The organism is Pseudomonas sp. 21LCFQ02 (genome assembly GCF_024129895.2).
In the GTDB taxonomy this organism is placed as follows: Bacteria; Pseudomonadota; Gammaproteobacteria; order Pseudomonadales; family Pseudomonadaceae; genus Aquipseudomonas.
Map to the genome: position 1 here is coordinate 4,862,614 of NZ_CM178749.1, position 23,438 is coordinate 4,886,051.

Annotated in this window: 19 protein-coding genes; 4 read left to right on the forward strand and 15 right to left on the reverse strand. The window is 60.7% G+C overall.

Features of this window, described 5'->3' with window-relative positions:
* Window positions 1-80: 80 nt before the first annotated feature.
* The gene (locus NJC40_RS21945; protein WP_253143028.1) at window positions 81-2,492 is read left to right on the forward strand and encodes a TonB-dependent receptor; all 2,412 of its coding nucleotides are present in this window, start codon (window positions 81-83) and stop codon (window positions 2,490-2,492) included.
* Window positions 2,493-2,773: 281 nt separating this feature from the next.
* Here the strand turns inward: NJC40_RS21945 and NJC40_RS21950 are convergent, their stop codons facing one another.
* Window positions 2,774-3,805 carry an RNA-guided endonuclease InsQ/TnpB family protein gene (locus NJC40_RS21950; RefSeq protein ID WP_492180411.1) on the reverse strand — a complete coding sequence of 344 codons (1,032 nt, stop codon included), beginning with the start codon at window positions 3,803-3,805 and terminating at the stop codon, window positions 2,774-2,776.
* A gap of 187 nt (window positions 3,806-3,992) precedes the next feature.
* On the opposite strand from NJC40_RS21950, the gene NJC40_RS21955 reads away from it, so the two are divergent.
* Window positions 3,993-4,205 (forward strand): hypothetical protein, encoded by a 213-nt coding sequence (locus tag NJC40_RS21955; protein WP_253117767.1) that lies wholly within the window; start codon window positions 3,993-3,995, stop codon window positions 4,203-4,205.
* A 12-nt stretch (window positions 4,206-4,217) separates the two neighbouring features.
* Here NJC40_RS21955 and NJC40_RS21960 read toward each other — a convergent pair whose 3' ends face one another.
* From NJC40_RS21960 to ppsA, 11 genes are all read right to left on the reverse strand, one after another.
* Window positions 4,218-5,012 (reverse strand): ABC transporter ATP-binding protein, encoded by a 795-nt coding sequence (locus NJC40_RS21960; RefSeq protein ID WP_492180412.1) that lies wholly within the window; start codon window positions 5,010-5,012, stop codon window positions 4,218-4,220.
* 3 nt (window positions 5,013-5,015) lie between these two features.
* Entirely contained in the window at window positions 5,016-6,674 is a 1,659-nt protein-coding gene (locus NJC40_RS21965) for an ABC transporter permease (RefSeq protein ID WP_253142335.1), read from the reverse strand.
* A gap of 277 nt (window positions 6,675-6,951) precedes the next feature.
* A complete protein-coding gene (locus tag NJC40_RS21970; protein WP_045491914.1) occupies window positions 6,952-7,998 on the reverse strand; it encodes a Fe(3+) ABC transporter substrate-binding protein in 1,047 nt (348 codons plus the stop codon).
* A gap of 307 nt (window positions 7,999-8,305) precedes the next feature.
* Window positions 8,306-9,343, reverse strand: coding sequence for an OmpA family protein (locus tag NJC40_RS21975; protein WP_045491917.1), 1,038 nt, complete (start codon window positions 9,341-9,343; stop codon window positions 8,306-8,308).
* Window positions 9,344-9,451: 108 nt separating this feature from the next.
* A complete protein-coding gene (sigX, locus tag NJC40_RS21980; protein WP_045494859.1) occupies window positions 9,452-10,018 on the reverse strand; it encodes an RNA polymerase sigma factor SigX in 567 nt (188 codons plus the stop codon).
* A gap of 115 nt (window positions 10,019-10,133) precedes the next feature.
* Complete coding sequence (locus tag NJC40_RS21985; RefSeq protein ID WP_045491921.1) at window positions 10,134-10,958, reverse strand: mechanosensitive ion channel family protein; 825 nt, start codon at window positions 10,956-10,958, stop codon at window positions 10,134-10,136.
* A gap of 2 nt (window positions 10,959-10,960) precedes the next feature.
* Complete coding sequence (locus NJC40_RS21990) at window positions 10,961-11,209, reverse strand: hypothetical protein (RefSeq protein WP_045491924.1); 249 nt, start codon at window positions 11,207-11,209, stop codon at window positions 10,961-10,963.
* Between the two features lie 156 nt (window positions 11,210-11,365).
* On the reverse strand, window positions 11,366-12,361 hold the full coding sequence (cmaX, locus tag NJC40_RS21995) for a divalent cation transporter CmaX (RefSeq protein WP_253142334.1): 996 nt from the start codon (window positions 12,359-12,361) through the stop codon (window positions 11,366-11,368).
* A gap of 10 nt (window positions 12,362-12,371) precedes the next feature.
* Entirely contained in the window at window positions 12,372-12,860 is a 489-nt protein-coding gene (gene rraA, locus NJC40_RS22000) for a ribonuclease E activity regulator RraA (RefSeq protein WP_045491928.1), read from the reverse strand.
* A gap of 273 nt (window positions 12,861-13,133) precedes the next feature.
* Window positions 13,134-14,132, reverse strand: coding sequence for an alpha/beta fold hydrolase (locus NJC40_RS22005; protein ID WP_045494861.1), 999 nt, complete (start codon window positions 14,130-14,132; stop codon window positions 13,134-13,136).
* Window positions 14,133-14,262: 130 nt separating this feature from the next.
* Window positions 14,263-16,638 (reverse strand): phosphoenolpyruvate synthase, encoded by a 2,376-nt coding sequence (ppsA, locus tag NJC40_RS22010; protein ID WP_045491930.1) that lies wholly within the window; start codon window positions 16,636-16,638, stop codon window positions 14,263-14,265.
* Window positions 16,639-16,797: 159 nt separating this feature from the next.
* Here ppsA and ppsR point away from each other — a divergent pair, with 159 nt between their 5' ends.
* The gene (ppsR, locus tag NJC40_RS22015) at window positions 16,798-17,616 is read left to right on the forward strand and encodes a posphoenolpyruvate synthetase regulatory kinase/phosphorylase PpsR (protein WP_045491931.1); all 819 of its coding nucleotides are present in this window, start codon (window positions 16,798-16,800) and stop codon (window positions 17,614-17,616) included.
* A 137-nt stretch (window positions 17,617-17,753) separates the two neighbouring features.
* The gene (gene yfcF / locus NJC40_RS22020; RefSeq protein WP_253142333.1) at window positions 17,754-18,389 is read left to right on the forward strand and encodes a glutathione transferase; all 636 of its coding nucleotides are present in this window, start codon (window positions 17,754-17,756) and stop codon (window positions 18,387-18,389) included.
* 21 nt (window positions 18,390-18,410) lie between these two features.
* On the opposite strand, the gene prpF is transcribed toward yfcF, so the two are convergent.
* From prpF to prpC, 3 genes are all read right to left on the reverse strand, one after another.
* Window positions 18,411-19,601: a 2-methylaconitate cis-trans isomerase PrpF gene (gene prpF, locus NJC40_RS22025; protein ID WP_045491935.1), complete on the reverse strand. Its 1,191-nt coding sequence runs from the start codon at window positions 19,599-19,601 to the stop codon at window positions 18,411-18,413.
* A 55-nt stretch (window positions 19,602-19,656) separates the two neighbouring features.
* A complete protein-coding gene (acnD, locus tag NJC40_RS22030) occupies window positions 19,657-22,242 on the reverse strand; it encodes a Fe/S-dependent 2-methylisocitrate dehydratase AcnD (RefSeq protein WP_253142332.1) in 2,586 nt (861 codons plus the stop codon).
* Between the two features lie 65 nt (window positions 22,243-22,307).
* Window positions 22,308-23,435: a bifunctional 2-methylcitrate synthase/citrate synthase gene (gene prpC, locus NJC40_RS22035; RefSeq protein WP_253117751.1), complete on the reverse strand. Its 1,128-nt coding sequence runs from the start codon at window positions 23,433-23,435 to the stop codon at window positions 22,308-22,310.
* Between the last annotated feature and the right edge of the window lie 3 nt (window positions 23,436-23,438).

Consider the following 23,438-nt stretch of genomic DNA (forward strand, 5'->3'; position numbering starts at 1 on the left):
TTCCCGGCAGGCCTGATACTTTTTTCGTTCCTGGCTGGCAAGGACATAAACCCTGCCATCTTCGCCAACAAGGTTCCTGCATGTCCGCCACTCCTTTCCCGCCTCGTGCACTCTTCCTGGCTGTTCGCAATACCCTTATCGGATGCTCATTGAGCGCGGTCATCGGCGCATTGCCGGTCGTTGCCGCCAGCCCCGACGGCACCAGCCATGCGTACCGGATTGCTCCGGGGCCGCTGGGTGCGACCCTGTCCAGCTTTGCCGTTGAGGCCGGAGTGGCCTTGTCGTTTCAGCCGGCGCTTACCGAAGGCTTGAACAGTCCGGGGCTAACCGGTGACTTCACCGCCCGGCAAGCCCTGACCCGGCTGCTGGCCGGTAGCGGGCTGGTGCTGGTCGAGCGCGGCGATGGCAGTTACAGCCTGGCCCCACAACCGCCCAGCAGCGGCCTGACCCTTGACAGCACCACAATCAGCGCCAGCTCAAGTCACCCTGGCAGCCTGCCCGAAGCCTACGCCGGCGGTCAGGTTGCCAGGGGCGGACGTGTGGGCCTGCTGGGTAACCGCGACATCATGGATACCCCGTTCAGCGTCAGCCAATACACCGCAAAGATGATCAGCGACCAGCAGGCGGTGACGGTTGCCGATGCCCTTGAACGCGACTCATCGGTGCGCTCTACCGGGCAGACCGGCGGGATCGTCGACTCGTTCTTCATTCGCGGTTTTCCGGTAGGCGAAGGCAACCTCGGCGAGCTGGCCTTCGATGGCGTGTATGGCGTGGCCCCCAACTATCGGGTGTTTACCGAGTACGCCGAACGCATTGAAGTGCTCAAAGGCCCTGCCGCCCTGCTCTACGGCATGTCACCCAACAGCGGCGTCGGCGGGGTGATCAATATCGTGCCCAAGCGCGCTCTGGATGAAGACCTGAACCGCTTTACGGCCAGCTATGCCAGTGACTCGCAACTCGGCGGGCGCATGGACCTCAGCCGCCGCTTTGGCGAGTCGCGCCAGTTCGGCGTGCGGTTCAATGGCAGTACCCAGCAAGGTGATACGCGCATCGACAAACAACAACGCGAGGTGAATATTGGTGCGCTGTCGCTCGATTATCAGGGCGAACGGCTGCGCACCTCACTGGACCTGATCAGCCAGGCCGAACACTTCGACGCGGCATCGCGGCCGTTCCTGATTGCCGCAGGCCAGCCGATACCCTCAGCCAGCAACGGCCGCAAAAACGTCTCGCAAGCCTGGGGCTGGTCAGAAACCCGTGACAAAACCGCCCTGCTCAGTGGCGAGTACGATCTGAGCGACTCGCTGACCCTGTTCGCCCACGCCGGTGGCGGTCGTTCGCAAGTCAATCGCCTGTCGGATCAGACGCCCACCCTGCTTAACCGCGCAGGCGACACCAGTTCGGTGCCCGGTTACTACCGCTTCGAAGTTGAGCGTTATACCGTCGATGCCGGTGCGCGCTGGAGTTTCGACACTGGAGCGGTGAGCCATAGCGCCACATTACAGGCCACGCGCTACCGGGACGAGCTGTCGCGCGGCATCATTTCCGGCGCTGCATTACGCTCAAACCTGTATCACCCGCAAGACAGTGCCAAGCCTTCGATCGCCCGCCCCGACCCGGCAAAAGTCTCGCAAACCGAGCTGTCGGGTTTGGCCTTGGCCGATACCCTGTCAATGGTCGACGAGCGGCTGCAGGTCACCGCCGGTCTGCGCCAGCAGAGCATCAAATCGGATAACTTCAATGCCGCTGGCGCGGTGACCTCGCGTTATGACGAAAGCAAAACCACGCCGTTGTTTGGCGTGGTCATCAAACCCTGGGAACACGTCTCGCTGTACTACAACTACATCGAAGGCCTGAGCAAAGGCGATGTGGCACCGGCGACGGCAAGCAACGCCGGAGAAATCTTCGCACCCTATATCAGCCGTCAGCACGAAGTCGGCATCAAGGCCGATTATGGGACATTCTCATCGACCCTCAGCCTGTTTCAGATCAAAAAACCCAGCGGCGAGTTGAGCAATGGTGTGTACGCGGTGCAAGGCGAGCAACGCAATCGGGGGGTGGAGCTCAATCTGTTCGGCGAAGTCACGCGCGGTACGCGCCTGCTTGGCGGCCTGACCTTGCTGGACGCCGAACTGACCGAGACCGCCACAGCGGCCAATCGCGGCAACACTCCGGTAGGCGTGCCGAAGGTCCAGGCCAACCTGTGGGCCGAATGGGACACCCCCGCCATCGAGGGCCTGACCCTGACCAGCGGTGCGATCTATACCGGCAAACAATACGTCGACCAGGCCAACAACCAGGCGCTCGACCCGTGGACCCGTATCGATCTGGGCGCGCGCTATACGACCCGAATCGCTCAACGCCCGACCACGTTCAGGGCCAGCGTACAAAACGTGTTCGATAAACAGTATTGGTCGGGCGTCGCCTCCTACGGGGCGTTCTCCCTGGGCTCACCCCGCACGCTGCAGCTGTCGGCCACGGTCGACTTTTAAAGCAAGCCCGATCCAGCCCGGCGCCAGCGCCGGGCGGGTTGTTCTGGGCAGATTCACAGCAGATGCGGTGACTTGACCGGCCTCTTCGTCGCAATGCCGCCCAGACCAAGGTCGCTCCCACCGGGGGCATACAGTACTTAGTGAATGTATGTTGGCATTAAGGCTTGATGCCAAAACACCATCAAAAATGATAATATTTCTCACTGACGGAGCGGACTGGGACTTGCGGGCAAGCGAATGCTGGACAAGTATGAAATTCATTACTTGACATCCTCCCCGCCCTAAAGGGCGGGGATTCCCACAACTGGACGCTCATGCCCGAGCGCGAGAATGTTTTTTGCGGCGTTGACGTCGCGGTCGTGGGTGGCACCGCACCCACAACAAGTCCATTCCCTTATTCCAAGCTCTGCGATACCTCTCGGCCTCGAGTCCGGCAATTGCTTGCAGCTCGAACAGGTTTGGGTGGTGTTTCTCTCGCTAACAACCTTGAAAACCGTGCCTGCGTGATCGCATTTGTATTCCAGCATGGTTTTCAATTGGCCCCAGCCGGCGTCCAGCACTGACTTGGCCATCCTGGTTTTCGCGAGTTTCAGTGAGTTCACATCGCCCACCACAATGACGCCACAACGCGCTACCAGCGCGTTGCTGAACTTATGCAGGGCATCCTTGCGGCGGTTCGCAATTTTGGCGTGAATCGCCCGCACACGAGCCTTCTTGCCGGCACGCTGGGCCGTGCCCAGCGCGCTCTCCAGATCCCGGTAGAACCTGCCGCTTTCAAGGCGATCACCGTCGCTGCAGGTGGCCGTGGTTTTCAGTCCGAGGTCGATACCCACCGCGTCCTGGCCTGGCGATAACTGCCGGTCGACCTCGACCACGACGTTGAAATACCAGCGTCCACGGCTGTCCTCGTTGAAGCTACCGGATCTGAATTTAAAACCCGCCAGGCCGTAGCTGTCCCAGACCTTGAAGTGCTGTCTGTTGAAGACGACCTGGCCGTTTTTCCAGACAGCAGCGCCGACCTTGAAGGGCAGCCAACCCAGACTGCGCCGAGCGCCGCCCGAGCAGCGCCAGCGGAGCTGGCGCTTTTTGAACTGCTTGCGCCGTGTGACATATTCGTCGGCAACAGCCTGCACCGATTGGCTGTGCAGGCTCAGGTCTTTGCTGGCCCCGTTGGTGTACTTGTGAATGTCGAACGCCGACAGAAAACGACCACGCTCACGAATCGTGCGACTGCTCAACTCGTTTACGTAGTTCCACACAAAATTCACGGCACGAGAAGCTTCACGCAGCTGCGCTGCGTGCTTGTCTCGCACTCGAACCTGAGGGTTTTGGTCGCTTTCATTTCAGTCATGAAATACAGAATAGGGGCGGTTTTGTGGATTTTAACCCCTATGACCGCTTCGCGGTGGCGCTTTCATCCCCCACCTGAAGGAAGGGGCTTTTCGCGCCAGCTTGGTAAAACACGGCCTCAAGAAAGTCGTGGTCCGTGACTGCAACGCCATGAACGAATTCGATGCCTGGAAATCGGCGCTGCTCGCCGATGGCGAATGCGTGGGTACCACGGTGTCGCTGCGTAACCTCAGCGATGCAATGCGCAAGGCTGGCGCCAACGGGATCGCCAAGGTCCGTTGGAACAAGGCCAGTCATGTGGTCACCTGGAGTGAACGCGCCAGGCAGAGCCAGAACACCCTGCCGCTCAGGCGCGTCGATTGACGAGCACCCTGGCTACACCAGCAGCGGCTCCAGCTCACCGCTGAGAAATTGCTGCACATAATCCGAGGCCGGTGCTGAACGCAGCGTGGCCGGATACGACCATTGTTCGAGCCGGCCGTCGCGCATGACGCCAATCCGGTCGGCCATGGCAAACGCCTCATCCTGGTTGTGGGTCACGATGATTGCCGTGTGGTCGGTCGCCTTGATGATCTCGCGCACCTCACTGGCCAACCGTTCGCGGGTATTCACATCCAGGTTGGAGAACGGCTCGTCGAGCAGCAGGATCTCCGGCGCGGGCGCCAATGCCCGGGCCAGCGCAACCCGTTGCTGCTGCCCCCCGGACAGCTCATGCGGATAGCGGCTGGCGACATCCGGCAGGCGCACCGCTTCAAGCATCTGCTGCACCCGCAGCAGGCGCGCCTGCTTGCTGACGCCGCGCACGCCGAAGCCGACGTTCTCGCCAACGCTCAGATGCGGGAACAAGGCGTAGTCCTGAAACATCATACCGATGCGCCGCTCTTCCGGGGCAACGTGCACCTGTGCCGACGACAGCAGCCGACCGTCCAGACTCAGTGCGCCTGCAAGCACCGGTTCGAAACCGGCAATCGAGCGCAGCACTGTCGACTTTCCGCAACCGGACGATCCAAGCAGGCAACCGACCTGGCCCCTGTCCAGCGTCAGAGAGAAGTCATGGATGACATTCACCCGGCCACGCGGCGTGTCATAAGCGACCCGAACCCCGGCAAGATCCAGATAGGGACGACTGGAAAGATCTTGCGCCACGCCAGAGGATTGATAAACAGGCATCAGTCAGTGTCCATAAGAGAGTTTGGTGCGGGCCAACAGCATCACAGGCAACAAGCCCGCCAGGACGATCAGGATGGCGGCGATCGCGCCTTCTTCATAAGTGCCGCGTGAGGCCTCGGCGTACAGCCGGGTGGCAAGCGTGTCGAAATCAAGCGGCCGCAGTAACAGCGTGGCCGAGAGCTCTTTCATCGTATCGACGAACACCAGCAGTGCGCTGGCCGCCAGGGCCGGGCGCAACAGCGGCAGATGGACCCGCCGCAAGGTGGCGCCGGGGCGCTCGCCCAAGGTTCGTGCGGCATGCTCGATGGACGCAGGCACCCGGGTCAGGCCGGCTTCGACAGCACCGATCGGGATGGCCAGAAAACGAATGCAATACGCGATGATCAGCAACCCGGTCGAGCCCATCAAAAACAGCTTCTGGGTTCCCAGCAGGCCGCCGACCAGGTTCTCGATCAACATCGCCGGGGTCATCAGGCCAATGGCCAATACTGTACCGGGCAGCGCGTAGCCCAGGCTGCCGACCCTGGCGAACCCTCTGGCCGGCTGGCGCCAGGCACTTTCGCGCAGGGTTCTGCCGGCCCAGGCGATCATCAGCCCGACGGCCACGGTGATCAGCGTCGCCAGCGACGCGACCAGCAGTGTGTTGTGAAGGCTGTCGAGCAATGCACGCGACACCCCGGCCGAATGGTTAAGGCGTTTCCAGGCTTGCACACACAGGTAGGCTGCCGGGATCACAAAACCGATCAGCACCGGAACCAGGCCCAGCGACAAGGCCATCAGCGCGGCAGGCCCATGCAAGGTGCGCGGGCGCATCGGTTGCATTTTCTGGGTGTTGGCGAAGCGCTGACGAGCACGACCTTTGCGCTCGATCAGGATCAGCCCAATGATCACCACCAGCATGGTCAGGGCAATCTGCGCCGCCGCAGCCAGGTCAGAACGCGCGGTCCAGGCGGTATACACCGATACGGTAAGGGTTTTAACCCCCAGAAAACTCGACGCACCGATGTCGTTGAGGGTTTCGAGCAAGGCCAGGCTCAAGCCCACCGCCCAGGCGGGCCGCGCCAGCGGCAGGACAATACGCAGGAACACTTCCTGACGCCTGGCCCCCAGGGTTCGCGCCGCCTCGATCAGGTTGGCCGCCTGGGTCAGGAACATCGCGCGCATGGTCAGATAGACATACGGGTAAAGCACAAAGCCCAGAATCAGAATCGCGCCGGTCATGTTGCGCACGTCGGGCAAGCGCCATTCGCGCGGACTGCTGTAGCCCAGCAACGCCCTGATCGATGATTGCACAGGGCCAATCGGGTGCAGCAGATCCAGGTAAGCGTACGCCATGATGTAGGTCGGCACTGCCAGCGGCAGCAAGAGCGCCCAGCCAAGCAGGGCCTTGCCTGGAAAATCATACGCGCTCAGTAACCAGGCACTGCCGACACCGAGCACGGTCACCACCACGCCGACCCCGGCCAGCAAAATCAGCGTGTCGCGCAGGGCCACAGGCACCACGTTATTGAGCAGATGCTGCCAATGGGCAACATCGCCGGCAAACGCGTGCCACAGCAGCGCGGCGACCGGAGCAATGACTATCAAGGCTGCCAGTAATGAGCCTGTCGGTGCCCACAAGCCACGTACGGCGCGGGAAAAACGCAAAGAGTAGAAATTCATCGGTCACGAGGGTATCTGAAGGGCACCTCTAAAAACTACCTGCTGGCTGGGCGCCTGCGGCGTTACGCGCGCCATCGCCGCGTTGAAAACAGGCTCACAATGCTCATTGACAGCCAGTCAACTCCGCTTGCTCGCCTTTTTTCGCCTTGCGCTGGCTGCCTCGCTTACGTTTTTAGAGATACCCTGAAGGCGACACTCACTGTTTTGAGCACCGCGTATAACAAACGCCCCTCGCCAGCCAGAAAACGGCCAGCGAGGGGCGCTGCAAACGATTACGTCAGTTGTCGAAACCGACTTTATCGACCAGTTCACTGGCCTGCTTGCGATACTTGGCCACTTCAGCCACGTTCAGCGTATCGGCTTTCAATGGTCCCAATGCAGCGATGACCGGATCGACCGCTACGCCCTCGCGAACCGGGTACTCGTAGTTGGCCTTGGCATACAGCGCCTGAGCGTCTGCCGACACCAGGTACTCAAGGAAACTGACCGCGTTATCACGGTTAGGGGCACTTTTGGCGACCGAAGCGCCGCTGATGTTAACGTGGGTACCGCCATTGGGATTGCTGGCAAAGGTCGGACGCACGACCTTGATGGCATCGCCCCAGGCGCGGTCTTCGCTGCCCGGCTTGGCGTTTTTCATGTGGCCCACGTAGTAGGCGTTGGCAATCCCCAGGTCGCAGATGCCGCCGAGGATGTCGCGCGCGACGTTGCGGTCGCCGCCGGCAGCAGGACGCGCCAGGTTCTTCTTCACCCCTTCGAGCCAGGCTTGAGTGGCGGGCACGCCGTCATGGGCAATCTTGGCCGCAATCAGCGCGGTGTTGTACGGATGCTGACCGGCGCGGATGCAGACCTTGCCTTGCCACTTAGGATCGGCCAGCTCTTCATAGGTGAACGAGGTGATCGGCAGATCCTTGTCGGCGTACAGCACCCGATCGCGCATCGACAGCGTGAACCACTGACCATCAGCGCCGCGCAGGTTGGCCGGGATCACCTGTTCCAGGGTTTTGGACTTGACCGGCTGGGTCACGCCACCTTCGACCAGGTCCATCAGGTTGCCAATGTCGACCGTCATCAGCACGTCAGCCGGCGAACGCTCGCCTTCGGCCTTGACCCGCTCCAGCAAGCCCTCAGAAACAAAAATGGTCTTCACCTGCACGCCGCTCTGCTGGGTGTAGGCATCGAGCAATGGCTGGATCAGCTTGGGCTCACGGGTGGTGTAAAGGTTAAGCTCTTTGGCAAACGCGCTACCCGTCGCGCCCATCGCCGCCGTGACAGCAAATACGGAGGCTGCGAGTTTTAGCACTGGGAACTTCTTGGACGACATTTTTATTTCCTTTTGTATGAAGTCTGAAACGCGTGGCATCCGCTGGCAGCGTCCGGTATGAGGCGCGTGCTGACAGGCTCCTGGCCCCCTCAAAAGGTTCGCCCGGATCGTTTTAAGAGCAAATTATAAGCATTAGCGGTTCAACCCACGGCTGGCGAATGTGTGTCAATTCATGAGTGGCCAGGCGCAACAAGCGCTTTGGCGATGAGGCTGGAAATACGGACAAAAAAAATGCCCCGAACCTTACGGTCCGGGGCATTTTTTTGAACCAGGCTGCCAGGCAGCCGGTCCGGTAGAGGTCAGGCTATTACTTGGCCTGGGCTTCTACTTGAGCTTCTACGCGACGGTTGACTGCACGGCCAGACTCGGTGGCGTTGTCAGCAACAGGGCGCGATTCGCCGTAACCAACGGACTGAACGCGGTTAGCGCCAACACCGTACTGGTTGACCAGGACCTGTTTAACAGCGCCAGCGCGACGCTCGGACAGTTTCTGGTTGTAAGCGTCAGTACCAACGGAGTCGGTGTGACCTTCAACAGTAGTGGTGGTTTGTGGGTACTGCTGCATGAAGTCAGCCAGGTTCTTGATGTCGCCGTAGCTGTCAGGCTTGACAACCGACTTGTCGAAATCGAACTTCACGTCCAGCTCAACGCGAACGACTTCGGCAACAGCCGGGCAGCCATCAGCGTCAACAGTAACGTTGGCAGGAGTGTCTGGGCACTTGTCGACGTTGTCGCAAACGCCGTCGTTGTCGCTGTCGGAGCAGACTTCAGCAACTGGTGCTGGAGCAGGTGCTGCGGCTGGCTTGCTGCCGCCACCGAAGTTCACACCGATACCGACGCTTGGTGCCCACTCGGTGTCACCCTGGTCGATGTTGTACTGAGCTTCAACGCCGGCACGGGCGTAGAAGTTGTCAGTGAAGTACAGCTTGGCACCAGCGCCCAGGTTGGCGAAGGTGGAGCCGTTACGACCACCACGGCCGGTCTGGCCGATGCTCTGGTCGGAGAAACCTGCCGAAACGTAAGGACGCAGCATGTCGCCTGGGTTGTTGAAGTGGTACAGAGCGTCCAGGGCGGTGTTGGAGCCCTTGATGTTCTTGCCATCTTCGCCACGAACGTTGTGAACTTCGTCGTAGCCCAGACGCAGTTCAACGTCGTCGGTCAGGAAGTAACCGATCGAGCCGCCGAACAGGTTGCCGTCATTTTTGAAGTCACGCTGGCTGTCGTAATATTCTTTTTTGGCAAAGCCTTCGATTTCGACTGCGCCTTGACCCTGTGCCAGCGCGCCGAACGAAGTTGCGGCAACGATAGTACCAATGGCCAAGCCCAAGGTGTTTTTCAGTTTCATCCGTTAAATCCCCATCTGGTGATGTGTGAAGCGACCCCATAAAATCGGGGACAATTCGTAGGCAAGTCTATCAGAACATGCCGGTTTGTTAGAGGTATTTGCGCCGGGTTAAGTTTCGGCAATACCTGCAAATTTTTCACGAAGCTTATCCAAAGCCCGCTTGTAGCGCATTTTCGTTGCGCTCAAGCCCATGTGCATGATGTCTGCGATCTCCTGGAATTCCAGCTCTGCGACAAAGCGCAGCACCAGAATTTCCCGATCGATCGGGTTGACGTGCACAAGCCAGCGATCGAGCCCGCCCTTTTCTTCGGTCTTCGGCGTCTTGTCTTCCGACGCTTCCTCGACCGGGTCCAGGCTCAAGGCGTCCATCAAGCGACGCTTACGCCGTTCCTTGCGGTACTGAGTGATGCATTCGTTATAGGTGATGCTGTAGAGCCAGGTTTTGAATTTCGATTTACCTTCGAAATTTTTCAAGCCATACAACACCTTAAGCATCACCTCCTGACAGACATCGTCCGCGTCGCGATCGTTCCCTAAATATCGTGCGCATACGTTAAAAAGTGTCCGCTGGTAGCGACGCATCAGTTCTTCGTAGGCTCGCGTCACGTGAAACAGTTCATCATGGGCGCGCGCGACCAGCTCCTCGTCGGAGAGATCCCGTGGTTCATAGCGCAGCGATAGCGGAGAGGGTGTATTCAAAACGAGTCGTGCCGACAGTCAGGTCATAGGCCGCCATCGCCTGCGCAGGTGCAGACGATTTTTGGGCGGCACATATTAGCAAATCAGCCGCTTAACGGCTGCTTACTCGTTGTTCAAGAAGAATACGGTTGGAGAACGACACCAGCTCGCCATCATCGGTCAGCAGGGTAGTTTTCGCGGTGCCGATTTCCTCGATTTGCCCCTCGATATCGCCGACCTGAATGAACTGGCCAACCTGATAGAGCTCACGCACATAGATACCCGCCAGGATCTGCCCGGCGATTTCCCGGCTGCCCAGGCCCATCGCCAATGCTACCGCCAGACCCACCGTGATCAACACAATGACAATCACGTGGTTGAGCAGGTCGGTTTTCACTTCCAGCTGACTGATGGCAACCGAGATACTGATGATGATCACCAGACCCTGGGCAACGCGTCCCAGCCCTGCAGCATAGTCGACACCTACGCCTTCTGCTGCGCCACGTACCAGACCATTGGCCAATTGTGCCAATAAAACCCCTACCAGCAGCACCAATGCTGCGCCAAATACCTTCGGCAGGTACAGCGCAAGCATGTCCAGTGTCGCGGAAACCCGCTGCAGGCCCAGCGATTCTGCAGCCGAAACCAGAAAAATCAACAGCACGAACCAGTAGACGATTTTGCCGATCAGGGTCGAAATCGGCACTTTTACGCCGGCCCGGCTGATCAGCTTGGTCAGCCCGGTGCCGCCCATCAGGCGATCCAGACCCAACTTGGCCAGCAGCCGTGACAGTAGCGCGTCCAGCAGTTTGGCAACCACAAAGCCCAACAGCACGACAACCAGCGCGCCGAACAGGTTAGGTATGAAGTTAGCGATTTTGGTCCACAACGCAGTCATTGCGGTCACGAGACTCTGGGTCCAGAGATCCAATTCCATGTTCAATCAGCCTTATCGACAGGGCGAGCATTAGGTTTGGCACGACGCGAAACCGGGGAAACGTGGGCACTGCCGCTGTTCACGGCAATCATCATGGCTTGCGTCCAGCGGCCCAGCAGACCGAACAGCACGCCCGCACCGACCTGGCGGTTGGCGGTTTTCAGGACACGGCCCAGACAGGCATCGTCGTCGCGCACGGAGGACGACGCCTTGAGCATGTCACGCAGTGATTCTTCGAACGGATCGTGCATCGGACACCTCATCGCAATGTCACACAGAGACGAGACCTTGGGTCAACGAGTCACAAACCGCTTGCAGGCCACATCCGGCCGCTGCAACTGGCAACTACCCTACCCCAGGCTTGCTGACCGCCGGCTGCCGGCAACACCGATATTACCGGCTGCCCGTCACAACCAGCGAAGACGCCGGTACAGCCACCACTGCCCCACCGCCAGCGCCACGATCAGTGCGCAGGCAATCAGAAACCCCTGCGAATTGTCCGCCCCTGGAATGCCACCGACGTTGATGCCGAGCAGGCCGGTCAGAAAACTCAGCGGCAGAAAGATTCCGGTGATCACCCCGAAGCGGTACATGGTGCGGTTCATTCGCTCGCTCAAACGCCGGTCTTCGGCATCAAGCAGCAGCCCGACGCGCTCACGGGTCAGCTCCAGTTCCTCAAGATAGCGGGTCATGCTGTTGTTCAGCTCGTTCCAGTAGTCGGCATCGTCGTCGACGAACCACGGCAATTTGCTACGCGACAGCTGGCCGAAGATATCCCGCTGAGGGGCCAGAAAACGCCGCAAACCGGCCGCCCGACGGCGAATCTGCAACAATTTGCCGTGGTCGGGGTTATAGCACTCGTCGGCGTCGTTCTTTTCTTCTTCCTCGTCGGTCGCCTCGCTCAGGTCGGTCACCAGGTCCTGCAACTTGTCGGTCATAAACTGCGACAACCACAGAATCAGCTCTGAAGCGGTCCGCGGGCCACGCCCCTCGAGCAACTGCTCGATCAGTTCGTCCGTGGCCCGTAGCGGTCGCAGACGCAGGGAGATGACCCGCTGAGCCGCCGCAAAAATGCGCACCGAGACCATGTCTTCCGGTTCAGCGCCTGGGTTGAGATTGACCCCGCGCAAAAACAGCAACAACTCCTGATCCGGCAACGACAACAGACGCGGCCGGGTGTTTTCTTCAAGTAACAGGTTGCAGTTGAACTCCGACAGGCCACTATCCTGGCGCAACCAGGCGTGGGTCTGCGGATGACCACGATCCCAGTGCAGCCACAGGCTTTGTTGCGGTTGTAACTGCAAGTCGTCAAGTTCGGTGCGGGCGATCAGCCGCGCACCGCCCTGACCATCCAGCACGAGGGCATGCACCAGCCCCCACTGCGCGTTGGCTTCATCAAACATGGAGGTTCGCTTACTCGGGCATTTGCAAGGCAGAGGCAGAAATGATCACGCCGTTGTTGTCGGCATAGAGATAGTGTCCTGGGCGGAAGGTCACACCAGCGAAAGTCACCGGCACATCGACATCGCCAACCCCACGACGTGTCGACCTCATCGGATGACTGGCCAACGCCTGAACACCCACGTCGGTCTGGGCAACCACATCGACGTCACGAATACAGCCGTAGATCAGCAACCCTTCCCAGCCGTTTTTGGCCGCCTGCTCGGCGAGCATGTCACCCAGCAGCGCACAACGCAGCGAGCCACCACCGTCAACCACCATCACCTTGCCTTTGCCATCCTGGGCCACCAGTTCCTTGACCCGCGAGTTGTCCTCAAAGCACTTGACGGTGACAATCTGGCCGCCGAACGAATCGCGGCCGCCAAAATTACTGAACATCGGTTCCAGCGCGGTGACCTGTTCAGGGTAGGCATCGCACAGGTCGGGGGTGATGTAGTGCATGGGGTAACTCCTGTCAGTGGAACAGCTATGGGCACCTCTAAAAACTACCTGCTGGCTGGGCGCCTGCGGCGTTACGCGCGCCATCGCTGCGTTAAAAACAGGCTCACAATGCTCATTTACAATCCGTAAACTCCGCTTGCTCGCCTGTTTTTGCCTTACGCTGGCTGCCTCGCCTACGTTTTTAGAGCCACCCTATCAGGATCAGAGCGGCAAGCTGCCGCCCTGACACGACCGTACCCAGCCGGGTGCGGTTGTGCAAGCGCCGCCAACCTTTCAGACCTGTTGCGCGACCACTTCGTGCCCTGCCACAGGCAACGACTCGCCCACCGGTTGGCGTTGCAGCCACTGCAGCACCTGCGGCCAGACTTGCTCCTGGGCCGCCTTGCTGACAACCATGCGCACGTGATCGAAGTCTTCCGTGAACCCCTGCTCGCGGCTCAGGCACAGAAACTGCCGCTGCGCTGAACCAAAACGCTCCAGCAGCAAACGGCAGGCCCAGGGCGGATCCTGATGATCGCCAGCGGCGGCCACGGCCAGCACCGGCACGCGCACCTCAGCCAGGCCGCTCCACCAGTTATTGTTGCGTTCGCCAAAACGGCCGAACAAGCCGTGCCAGCGCATGCTTTCCAGCGCCACGCCAATTGGCTCATCCTCCGGGCCACGCTTGAAACGTGAACCGGAAATGTGTTCGAACGGTTTGAGCAGCAGCCTTCCGGACCACTGCACCGGTGGCAGTTTCAGCGGCCAGTAAGTACGGCTGACCTGACTGCCGAACAGCGCCACCGAGGCCGCACTGTCCTGATCCAGATACTGCCCGCCAAGGGCCGCCGCCAGGGTCGTGCCGCCCAGCGAGTGACCGATCCAGTGCGGTATCTGAGCACTGAGTTCCTTGACGAAGCTGGCGATCGCCGGCAGGTCATAGCGGGCGTAATCCGCGACCCGGTTGTAGCGGTAGCGCTGGTTGCGTACCGACAACCCGTGACCGCGCATTTCCGGAATCCACACATCAAAACCGGCCCGTGCCAGATAAGGCCCAAGACCAACCCCCTTGGGCGAATACCAGAAGCGTCGGTTGGAAAAGCTGCCATGGAGCAGAATCACCGGTGTGCCCCGCACCTCGGGGCCATCGACCCGCCCCAGCCGGGTCACGACCAGTTCCACACTGGAGTCGGGGCTGTTGCCCGGTTTGAGCCGATAGACGTCCTCGACCAGATCGCCACGACGCTCGGCGCTCATCAGGGCAACGGGAAAAAGAGAGCTGCTGCTTTGCATAATGTTCTTGATCGGTGAGACAAAATGACGGGAAAAGCGATCGTAAAAAAAGGCGGCCTCCGAGAGCACCGCCTTTTCCCAACGAGTCCTGAACCAGATAGACGGCTCAGTGGCTCATCGCATCACATCATCAGGCCTGATCCTGACCTTCCGCGAGGAAGAACCAGGTCTCCAGTACCGAATCAGGGTTGAGCGAAACACTCTCGATGCCCTGCTCCATCAGCCAGCGGGCCAGATCCGGGTGGTCCGAAGGACCCTGACCGCAGATGCCGATGTACTTGCCAGCCTTGTTACAGGCCTGGATAGCATTGGACAGCAGCTTCTTGACCGCCGGGTTGCGCTCGTCGAACAGGTGCGCGATGACGCCGGAGTCACGGTCCAGGCCCAGGGTCAACTGGGTCAGGTCGTTGGAGCCGATCGAGAAACCATCGAAATACTCAAGAAACTCCTCGGCAAGAATGGCGTTGGATGGCAGCTCGCACATCATGATGATGCGCAGGCCGTTCTCGCCACGCTTGAGGCCATTGGCCGCCAGCAGCTCGATCACCTGGCTGGCTTCGCCCAGGGTACGGACGAACGGCACCATGATCTCGACGTTGGTCAGGCCCATGTCTTCACGCACGCGCTTGAGGGCACGGCACTCCAGCTCGAAGCAGTCGCGGAAGTTCTCGCTGATGTAGCGCGAAGCACCACGGAAGCCCAGCATCGGGTTCTCTTCTTCAGGCTCGTAAAGCTTGCCGCCGATCAGGTTGGCGTACTCGTTGGACTTGAAGTCCGACAGGCGCACGATGACCTTTTTCGGGGTAAAGGCGGCGGCCAGGGTGCTGATGCCTTCAACCAGCTTGTCGACGTAGAAGCTCACCGGGTCGCTGTAGCCCGCTACCCGCTTGTCGACGCTGTCCTTGATGTCGGCCGGCAGGTCGGCATAGTTGAGCAATGCCTTGGGGTGCACGCCGATCATGCGGTTGATGATGAACTCCAGACGCGCCAGGCCCACACCTTCGTTAGGCAACTGAGCGAAGTCAAAGGCACGGTCGGGGTTACCGACGTTCATCATGATCTTGAACGGCAGCTCAGGCATGGCATCGACCGAGTTGGTCTTGATGTCAAAGCCCAGTTCGCCTTCGAAGATAAAGCCGGTATCGCCCTCGGCGCAGGAAACGGTCACGCCCTGGCCTTCCTTGAGCAGTTGGGTCGCGTTGCCGCAACCGACCACTGCCGGAATACCCAGCTCACGAGCGATGATCGCCGCGTGGCAGGTACGGCCACCACGGTTGGTGACGATGGCGCTGGCGCGCTTCATCACCGGCTCCCAGTCCGGGTCGGTCATGTCGGAAACCAGCACGTCACCGACCTGAACCCGATCCATCTCGGAGACATCCTTGATGATCCGCACCTTGCCGGCACCGATGCGCTGGCCAATGGCACGGCCTTCGACCAGCACGTTGCCTTTTTCCTGAAGCAGGTAGCGCTCCATGACGTTGGCGTTGCTGCGGCTCTTCACGGTCTCGGGACGCGCCTGGACGATATACAGCTTGCCGTCGTCACCGTCCTTGGCCCACTCGATGTCCATCGGCGCCTTGTAGTGCTTCTCGATGATCACCGCCTGTTTGGCCAGCTCGGTGACTTCGGCTTCGGTCAGGCAGAAACGGGCACGATCAGCGGCATCGACGTCAACGGTTTTCACCGAACGGCCGGCCTTGGCTTCATCGCCGTAGACCATCTTGATCGCTTTGCTGCCCAGATTGCGGCGCAGCAACGCAGGCCGGCCAGCGGCCAGGGTGTCTTTGTGGACGTAGAACTCGTCAGGGTTGACCGCCCCCTGCACCACGGTTTCACCCAGGCCGTAAGCGCCGGTAATGAACACCACGTCACGGAATCCGGATTCGGTATCGAGGGTGAACATCACCCCGGCGGTACCGGTTTCCGAACGGACCATGCGCTGCACGCCCGCCGACAGGGCAACCAGCTTGTGGTCGAAGCCCTGGTGAACACGGTAGGAAATGGCCCGGTCGTTGAACAGCGAGGCAAAAACTTCCTTGGCCGCACGGATCACGTTGTCCACGCCACGGATGTTGAGGAAGGTTTCCTGCTGGCCGGCGAACGACGCGTCAGGCAAGTCTTCAGCGGTGGCCGAAGAACGCACGGCCACGGCCAGGTTGGGGTTACCGGCCGACAGGGCAGCGAAAGCCTCACGGATTTCAGTGTTCAGGCGCTCGGGGAATTCGGCTTCCATGATCCATTGGCGAATCTGGGCACCAGTTTTGGCCAGGGCATTGACGTCATCGACGTCCAAAGCATCCAGAGCAGCGTGGATCTGATCGTTCAGACCACTCTGCTCAAGGAAATCACGGTAGGCCTGGGCCGTGGTGGCAAAGCCACCAGGTACCGAAACGCCAGCACCGGCGAGGTTGCTGATCATTTCGCCTAGGGATGCGTTCTTGCCTCCCACGTGCTCCACATCATGGACGCCGAGCTTATCGAGGGAAACTACGTACTCTACCAAGGTGATCTCTCCACTAACTGTTATGCGTTGTTCGGAAAAGCTCATGTGCCCGGGCGCTTGTGGCCCAAGCCTGGAAAAAGCGAGAATGCGGGCCATCAGGGCCAGCAAACGCGCCTATCATATCCAAGAATCGTCATCAGCTTAAGGCTAACGTCGCAAATGAAACGATCCGCGTTCTTTATCTCCGACGGCACAGGCATCACCGCCGAGACCCTGGGGCAAAGCCTGTTGGCGCAATTTGAAAACACGCCGTTCAACAAGTTCACCCGGCCGTACATCGACAGCGTCGAAAAAGCCCGGGCCATGGTCCTGCAAATCAATCAGGCCGCTGAACGCGACGAAGCCCGACCGATCATTTTCGACACCATCGTCAACCAGGAAATACGCGAGATTCTGGCCACCTCAAATGGCTTCATGATCGACATTTTCTCGACCTTTCTCGCCCCGCTGGAACAAGAGCTTAGTTCACACTCCTCGTACTCGGTGGGCAAGTCGCACTCCATTGGTCAACACTCCAATTACATGGAACGCATCGAGGCGGTGAACTTCGCGCTCGACAACGACGACGGCGCCCGCACGCATTATTACGACAAGGCCGACATCATTCTGGTGGGCGTGTCGCGCTGCGGTAAAACCCCGACGTGCCTGTACATGGCCATGCAGTTCGGTATCCGCGCAGCCAACTATCCGCTGACCGAAGACGACATGGAGCGCCTGCAACTGCCCGCCGCACTGAAGAACCATCGCAACAAGCTGTTCGGCCTGACCATCGACCCTGACCGGCTGACTGCAATCCGCCATGAACGCAAACCCAACAGCCGTTATGCCAGCTACGCACAGTGCGAGTTTGAAGTGCGCGAAGTCGAGAACCTGTTCCGCCGTGAAAACATCCCGAACCTCAACTCCACGCACTTCTCTGTGGAAGAGATCTCGGCCAAGGTGCTGGTGGAAAAAGGCGTTGAAAGACGCTTCAAGTAAGCAATGGGTGCGACACTATGCCGCAACCGGCGAGTCACTCTGATATTCCTGCCAGGAATGGCGGCATAGAAATTCAGAATTTTATTTATAGGTGACGCTCGCTTAGTGTGGACTCCCAAGTCATAAGGAGATGCCCCGTGAGCAACGACCACCTGCTGCTATATGTCGACAGCCATTACACCAGCCCATGGGCTTTGGCTGTTTTCGTGACATTGCGTGAGAAGCACCTGCCCTTCTCGTTGCGTCCGCTCGATTTGGACCGCGGCGATCATCAGGCGCCAGACTACATAGACCTGTCGCTGACCCGCCGCGTCCCGACGCTGGTGCAGGGCGATTTTGCGCTCTCGGAATCCTCGGCAGTCATTGAGTACCTGGAAGACAGCTTCGCTGAACGCCCGGTATTGCCCACCGATCGTCAGTTGCGTGCCAAGGCACGGCAGATTCAGGCCTGGCTGCGCAGTGACCTGCTGCCCATTCGCCAGGAGCGCTCAACCCTGGTGGTGTTCTACAGCCAGAAAGTCGCCGCCCCGTTGTCAGCCAATGCGCAGGCTGCGGCCGACAAGCTGATCAAGGCCGCCCAGAGCCTGCTGGCCGATGGCCGGGAGTACCTGTTCGGAAACTGGTCGATTGTCGACGTGGAACTGGCGGTCACCCTCAACCGCCTGATCCTTAACGGCGACCCGGTGCCTCAGGCGCTGGTGGAGTACACCAGCCGCCAGTGGCAGCATCCGGCTGTGCAGGAGTGGCTCAACCTGCAGCGGCCCGCGCTGTAGCGGCTGCCAGGCTTGCGCGACTTAAGCCGCTCCCGCCGGCACCCGCACCCAGCCTTCCATCAACACCCTCGCGCTGCGGCTCATGATGGCCTTGGTCACCTGCCACTGGCCGTCGACCTCGACAGCCTCGGCACCGACCCGCAAGGTGCCGGACGGATGACCGAAACGCACCGCCTGGCGCGGCTGGCCGCCGGCGGCCAGGTTCACCAGGGTGCCGGGCACCGCCGCTGCGGTGCCGATGGCCACGGCCGCAGTGCCCATCATCGCGTGGTGCAGCTTGCCCATCGACACGGCCCGCACCAGCAGGTCGATGTCCTGGGCGCGGACGGTTTTACCACTGGAGGCGCTGTAGTCCGCCGGCGGTGCCACGAAAGCCACCTTGGGGGTGTGCTGGCGCTGCGCCGCTTCGCTGAGCTGACTGATCAGGCCCATGCGCAGCGCGCCTTCGGCACGGATGCTTTCCAGCAACGCCAGAGCCTTGGGGTCAGCGTTGATATCGACCTGCAACTCGGTGCCGCTGTAGCCCAGATCCTGGGCATTGATGAACACCGTGGGAATACCGGCGTTGATCAAGGTGGCGTTAAGACTGCCCAGCCCCGGAATCTGCAACTCGTCGACCCGGTTACCGGTGGGAAACATCGAACCGCCCTCGCCGTCTTCATCGGCGGCCGGATCGAGAAACTCGAGCTGCACCTCAGCCGCCGGGAAGGTTACCCCGTCGAGTTCGAAGTCACCGGTTTCCTGCACCAGGCCTGCGCTGATCGGAATATGGGCAATGATGGTCTTGCCAATATTGGCCTGCCAGATCCGCACGATGGCCACGCCGTCATGGGGGATACGGCCCGGCTCGACCAGCCCGCTGCTGATCGCGAAGGCCCCCACCGCAGCAGAAAGATTGCCGCAGTTACCGCTCCAGTCGACGAAGGGTTTGTCGATCGCCACCTGACCGAACAGGTAATCGACGTCGTGGCCCTCGCGCTGGCTGCGCGAGAGGATCACCGTCTTGCTGGTGCTGGAGGTCGCCCCGCCCATGCCGTCGATCTGTTTTTCATAGGGGTCGGGGCTGCCGATTACCCGCAGCAGCAGCGCGTCGCGGGCCGGCCCTGCCACCTGCGCCGCTTGCGGCAGGTCATCAAGGACGAAAAACACCCCCTTGCTGGTGCCGCCGCGCATGTAGGTGGCGGGAATTCTGAGTTGCGCCGGATGAGCCATCAACAGGTCTCCTGAAATCGTGGCGGATTTGTCCGCGAAACATTACAACCGGGCATCAAGCCACCTCGCCGGCCAGGAAATCCTGGGCAAAACGCTGCAATACCCCGCCTGCCTCGTAGATCGACACTTCTTCAGCGGTATCCAGACGACAGGTCATCGGCACCTCAAGGCGCTCGCCGTTACGCCGGGTAATCACCAGGGTAAGGGTCGCCCGCGGCGTACGCTCACCCACCACGTCGAACACTTCAGAACCGTCGATGCCCAGGGTCAGACGGTTGGTGCCGGGTTTGAACTCCAGCGGCAGCACCCCCATGCCCACCAGGTTGGTGCGGTGGATACGCTCGAAACCCTCGGCTGCGATGGCCTCGACGCCAGCCAGGCGCACCCCCTTGGCGGCCCAGTCGCGAGACGAGCCCTGACCATAGTCGGCGCCGGCGATGATGATCAACGGCTGCTTGCGCTGCATGTAGGTTTCGATGGCCTCCCACATGCGGGTGACCTGGCCTTGCGGCTCGATACGCGCCAGCGAGCCTTTCTGGACCTTGCCGTCCACCACCGCCATTTCGTTGACCAGTTGCGGGTTGGCGAACGTTGCCCGCTGCGCGGTCAGGTGATCGCCGCGGTGCGTCGCATAAGAGTTGAAGTCCTCTTCCGGCAGGCCCATTTTCGCCAGATATTCACCCGCCGCGCTGCTGGCCATAATGGCGTTGGACGGCGACAGGTGGTCGGTGGTGATGTTGTCAGGCAACACCGCCAGCGGGCGCATGCCCTTGAGGGTGCGTTCGCCGGCCAGCGCCCCCTCCCAGTAAGGCGGGCGACGAATATAGGTACTCATCGGCCGCCAGTCGTACAACGGCGCGACTGCGGTTTGATCCGCCTCAATGGCGAACATCGGGATGTAGACCTGGCGGAACTGCTCGGGTTTGACCGAGGCGCGCACCACAGCGTCGATTTCCTCGTCGCTGGGCCAGATGTCCTTGAGGCGAATGTCCTTGCCGTCGGCCACCCCCAGCACGTCGTTCTCGATATCGAAACGGATCGTCCCGGCGATGGCATAGGCAACCACCAGCGGCGGCGACGCCAGAAAGGCCTGCTTTGCGTAAGGGTGGATACGCCCGTCAAAGTTGCGATTGCCGGACAACACCGCCGTGGCATACAGGTCACGGTCAATGATTTCCTGCTGGATCTGCGGCTCCAGCGCACCGGACATACCATTGCAAGTGGTGCAGGCAAACGCCACCACGCCAAAACCGAGTTGCTCCAGTTCGGATGTGAGCCCGGCCTCGTCCAGATACAGCGCCACTGTTTTGGAGCCCGGCGCCAGGGAGGATTTGACCCACGGTTTGCGGGTCAGCCCCAGCCGGTTGGCGTTACGCGCCAGCAGCCCGGCCGCGATGACATTGCGCGGGTTGCTGGTATTGGTGCAACTGGTGATCGCGGCGATGATCACCGCGCCATCGGGCATCTGCCCCGGCACTTGCTGCCAGGCACTGGCAATCCCCTTGGCGGCCAGATCAGTGGTCGCAACCCGCGCATGAGGGTTGGAGGGGCCGGCCATGCTGCGCACCACACTGGACAAATCGAAGCTCAATACCCGCTCGTACTGCACCTCGGCCAGGCTGTCGGACCACAGGCCGGCAATCTTCGCGTAGTGCTCGACCAGTTGCACTTGCTGTTCTTCACGCCCCGTGAGGCGCAAATAGTCCAGCGTCTGCTGATCGATGGAGAACATCGCAGCGGTGGCGCCATATTCCGGTGCCATATTGGAGATGGTCGCGCGGTCGCCCAGCGTCAGGCTGGAGGCACCGGCGCCGTAAAATTCCAGGTACGCACCGACCACCTTTTGCTGGCGCAGGTATTGGGTCAGGGCCAGCACCACATCGGTGGCAGTAATGCCCGGCTGACGGCTGCCAGTCAGTTCGACACCGATGATGTCCGGCAAGCGCATCCATGACGCACGGCCCAGCATCACATTCTCGGCCTCCAGACCACCGACGCCAATGGCGATCACCCCCAGGGCATCGACGTGCGGCGTGTGGCTGTCGGTGCCGACCAGGGTGTCGGGGAACGCCACACCGTCAAGCACCTGCACCACTGGCGACATTTTCTCCAGATTGATCTGGTGCATGATGCCGTTGCCGGGCGGGATCACCTCGACGTTCTTGAACGCCTTTTTGGTCCAGTCAATGAAGTGGAAGCGATCCTCGTTGCGGCGGTCCTCGATGGCACGGTTCTTTTCGAACGCCTGCGGGTCATAGCCGCCGCATTCCACGGCCAGCGAATGGTCGACGATCAGTTGCACCGGCACCACCGGGTTGACCCGCGCCGGGTCGCCGCCCTGATCAGCGATCGCATCGCGCAGCCCGGCCAGATCCACCAGTGCGGTCTGGCCGAGGATGTCATGACACACCACCCGTGCCGGGAACCACGGGAAATCCAGGTCGCGGCGACGCTCGATCAATTGGCTCAATGACGCACGGAGGCTGGCTGGCGCGCAGCGGCGCAGCAGGTTTTCTGCCAGCACCCGCGAGGTGTATGGCAGCCCCGCCCAGGCACCGGGGCTGATGGCCTCCACCGCTTCACGGGCATCGAAATACTCGAGCGCGGTGCCAGGCAGAGGTTTGCGGTATTGAAGATTCATGGGGCGCAGACTCGGTCACGGTAGGATTTAAAGGTGGGAGGCTCATGGTTGGCCTCCCTGCCCGTTCAGCGTTGCTCCAGCGCCACGAAAGGCCGCTGCGCGACGCCGGTATATTCCGCGCTGGGGCGAATGATGCGGTTATTGGCCCGCTGCTCGAACACATGCGCGGCCCAGCCAGTCAGCCGCGAGCAGACGAAGATCGGCGTGAACAGCTTGGTCGGGATACCCATGAAGTGGTACGCCGAAGCATGGTAGAAGTCGGCGTTGGGGAACAGCTTCTTCTCGTCCCACATGACCTTGTCAATGGCCTCGGACACCGGGAACAGCACGGTATCGCCTGCTTGCGCGGCCAGTTGCCGTGACCAGTCCTTGATCACCTCGTTGCGCGGATCCGAATCACGGTAGATCGCATGGCCAAAGCCCATGATCTTTTCTTTACGGGCCAGCATGCCGAGCGTGCCTTCAGTGGCCTCTTCTGCCGAGCCAAAGCGCTGGATCATTTCCATTGCTGCTTCGTTGGCACCGCCATGCAGCGGGCCACGCAACGTGCCGATCGCAGCCGTGACACAGGAGAACAGGTCCGACAGGGTCGAGGCACACACCCGAGCGGTAAAGGTCGAGGCATTGAATTCATGCTCGGCGTACAGAATCAACGAGACGTTCATCACTTTGCGATGCAGCTCGCTGGGGCTCTTGCCCGAGAGCAGACGCAGGAAATGGCTGGCCAGGTCCGGCTCATCGCTGCTGCAGTCGATGCGTTGAGCGTCGTGACTGAAGCGATACCAGTAGCACATGATCGCCGGAAAGGCCGCCAGCAGGCGGTCGGTGGCGGCGCGTTGCTGGTCGAAACTCTGCTCCGGCTCAAGGGTGCCGAGCATCGACGCGCCCGTGCGCATCACATCCATCGGATGGGTGCTGGCCGGGATACGCTCAAGCACTTCTTTCAAGGCTTGCGGCAGGTCGCGCAGTGTTTTCAGGCGCTGCTGGTAATCGGCCAACTGCGCCTGAGTCGGCAGTTCACCGTCCAGCAGCAGGTAAGCGACTTCCTCGAAACTGGCGCCTGCGGCCAGTTCACGTACATCGTAACCACGGTAGGTGAGCCCGGCGCCGGACTGGCCGACGGTGGACAGGGCAGTCTGGCCGGCGACCTGACCACGCAGGCCGGCGCCACTCAATACTTTTGCTTCAGCCATGAC

Bases quoted from the DNA above. Each gene is read 5' to 3' on its own strand.
- NJC40_RS21975 (WP_045491917.1), bottom strand. From the start codon at position 9,343: ATGAAACTGAAAAACACCTTGGGCTTGGCCATTGGTACTATCGTTGCC.
- ppsR (WP_045491931.1), top strand. From the start codon at position 16,798: ATGAAACGATCCGCGTTCTTTATCTCCGACGGCACAGGCATCACCGCC.
- prpF (WP_045491935.1), bottom strand. From the start codon at position 19,601: ATGGCTCATCCGGCGCAACTCAGAATTCCCGCCACCTACATGCGCGGC.
- NJC40_RS21985 (WP_045491921.1), bottom strand. From the start codon at position 10,958: ATGGAATTGGATCTCTGGACCCAGAGTCTCGTGACCGCAATGACTGCG.
- NJC40_RS21990 (WP_045491924.1), bottom strand. From the start codon at position 11,209: ATGCACGATCCGTTCGAAGAATCACTGCGTGACATGCTCAAGGCGTCG.
- NJC40_RS21955 (WP_253117767.1), top strand. From the start codon at position 3,993: ATGAACGAATTCGATGCCTGGAAATCGGCGCTGCTCGCCGATGGCGAA.
- NJC40_RS21970 (WP_045491914.1), bottom strand. From the start codon at position 7,998: ATGTCGTCCAAGAAGTTCCCAGTGCTAAAACTCGCAGCCTCCGTATTT.
- NJC40_RS21965 (WP_253142335.1), bottom strand. From the start codon at position 6,674: ATGAATTTCTACTCTTTGCGTTTTTCCCGCGCCGTACGTGGCTTGTGG.
- NJC40_RS21960 (WP_492180412.1), bottom strand. From the start codon at position 5,012: ATGCCTGTTTATCAATCCTCTGGCGTGGCGCAAGATCTTTCCAGTCGT.
- NJC40_RS21945 (WP_253143028.1), top strand. From the start codon at position 81: ATGTCCGCCACTCCTTTCCCGCCTCGTGCACTCTTCCTGGCTGTTCGC.
- prpC (WP_253117751.1), bottom strand. From the start codon at position 23,435: ATGGCTGAAGCAAAAGTATTGAGTGGCGCCGGCCTGCGTGGTCAGGTC.
- cmaX (WP_253142334.1), bottom strand. From the start codon at position 12,361: ATGTTTGATGAAGCCAACGCGCAGTGGGGGCTGGTGCATGCCCTCGTG.
- NJC40_RS22005 (WP_045494861.1), bottom strand. From the start codon at position 14,132: ATGCAAAGCAGCAGCTCTCTTTTTCCCGTTGCCCTGATGAGCGCCGAG.
- rraA (WP_045491928.1), bottom strand. From the start codon at position 12,860: ATGCACTACATCACCCCCGACCTGTGCGATGCCTACCCTGAACAGGTC.
- acnD (WP_253142332.1), bottom strand. From the start codon at position 22,242: ATGAATCTTCAATACCGCAAACCTCTGCCTGGCACCGCGCTCGAGTAT.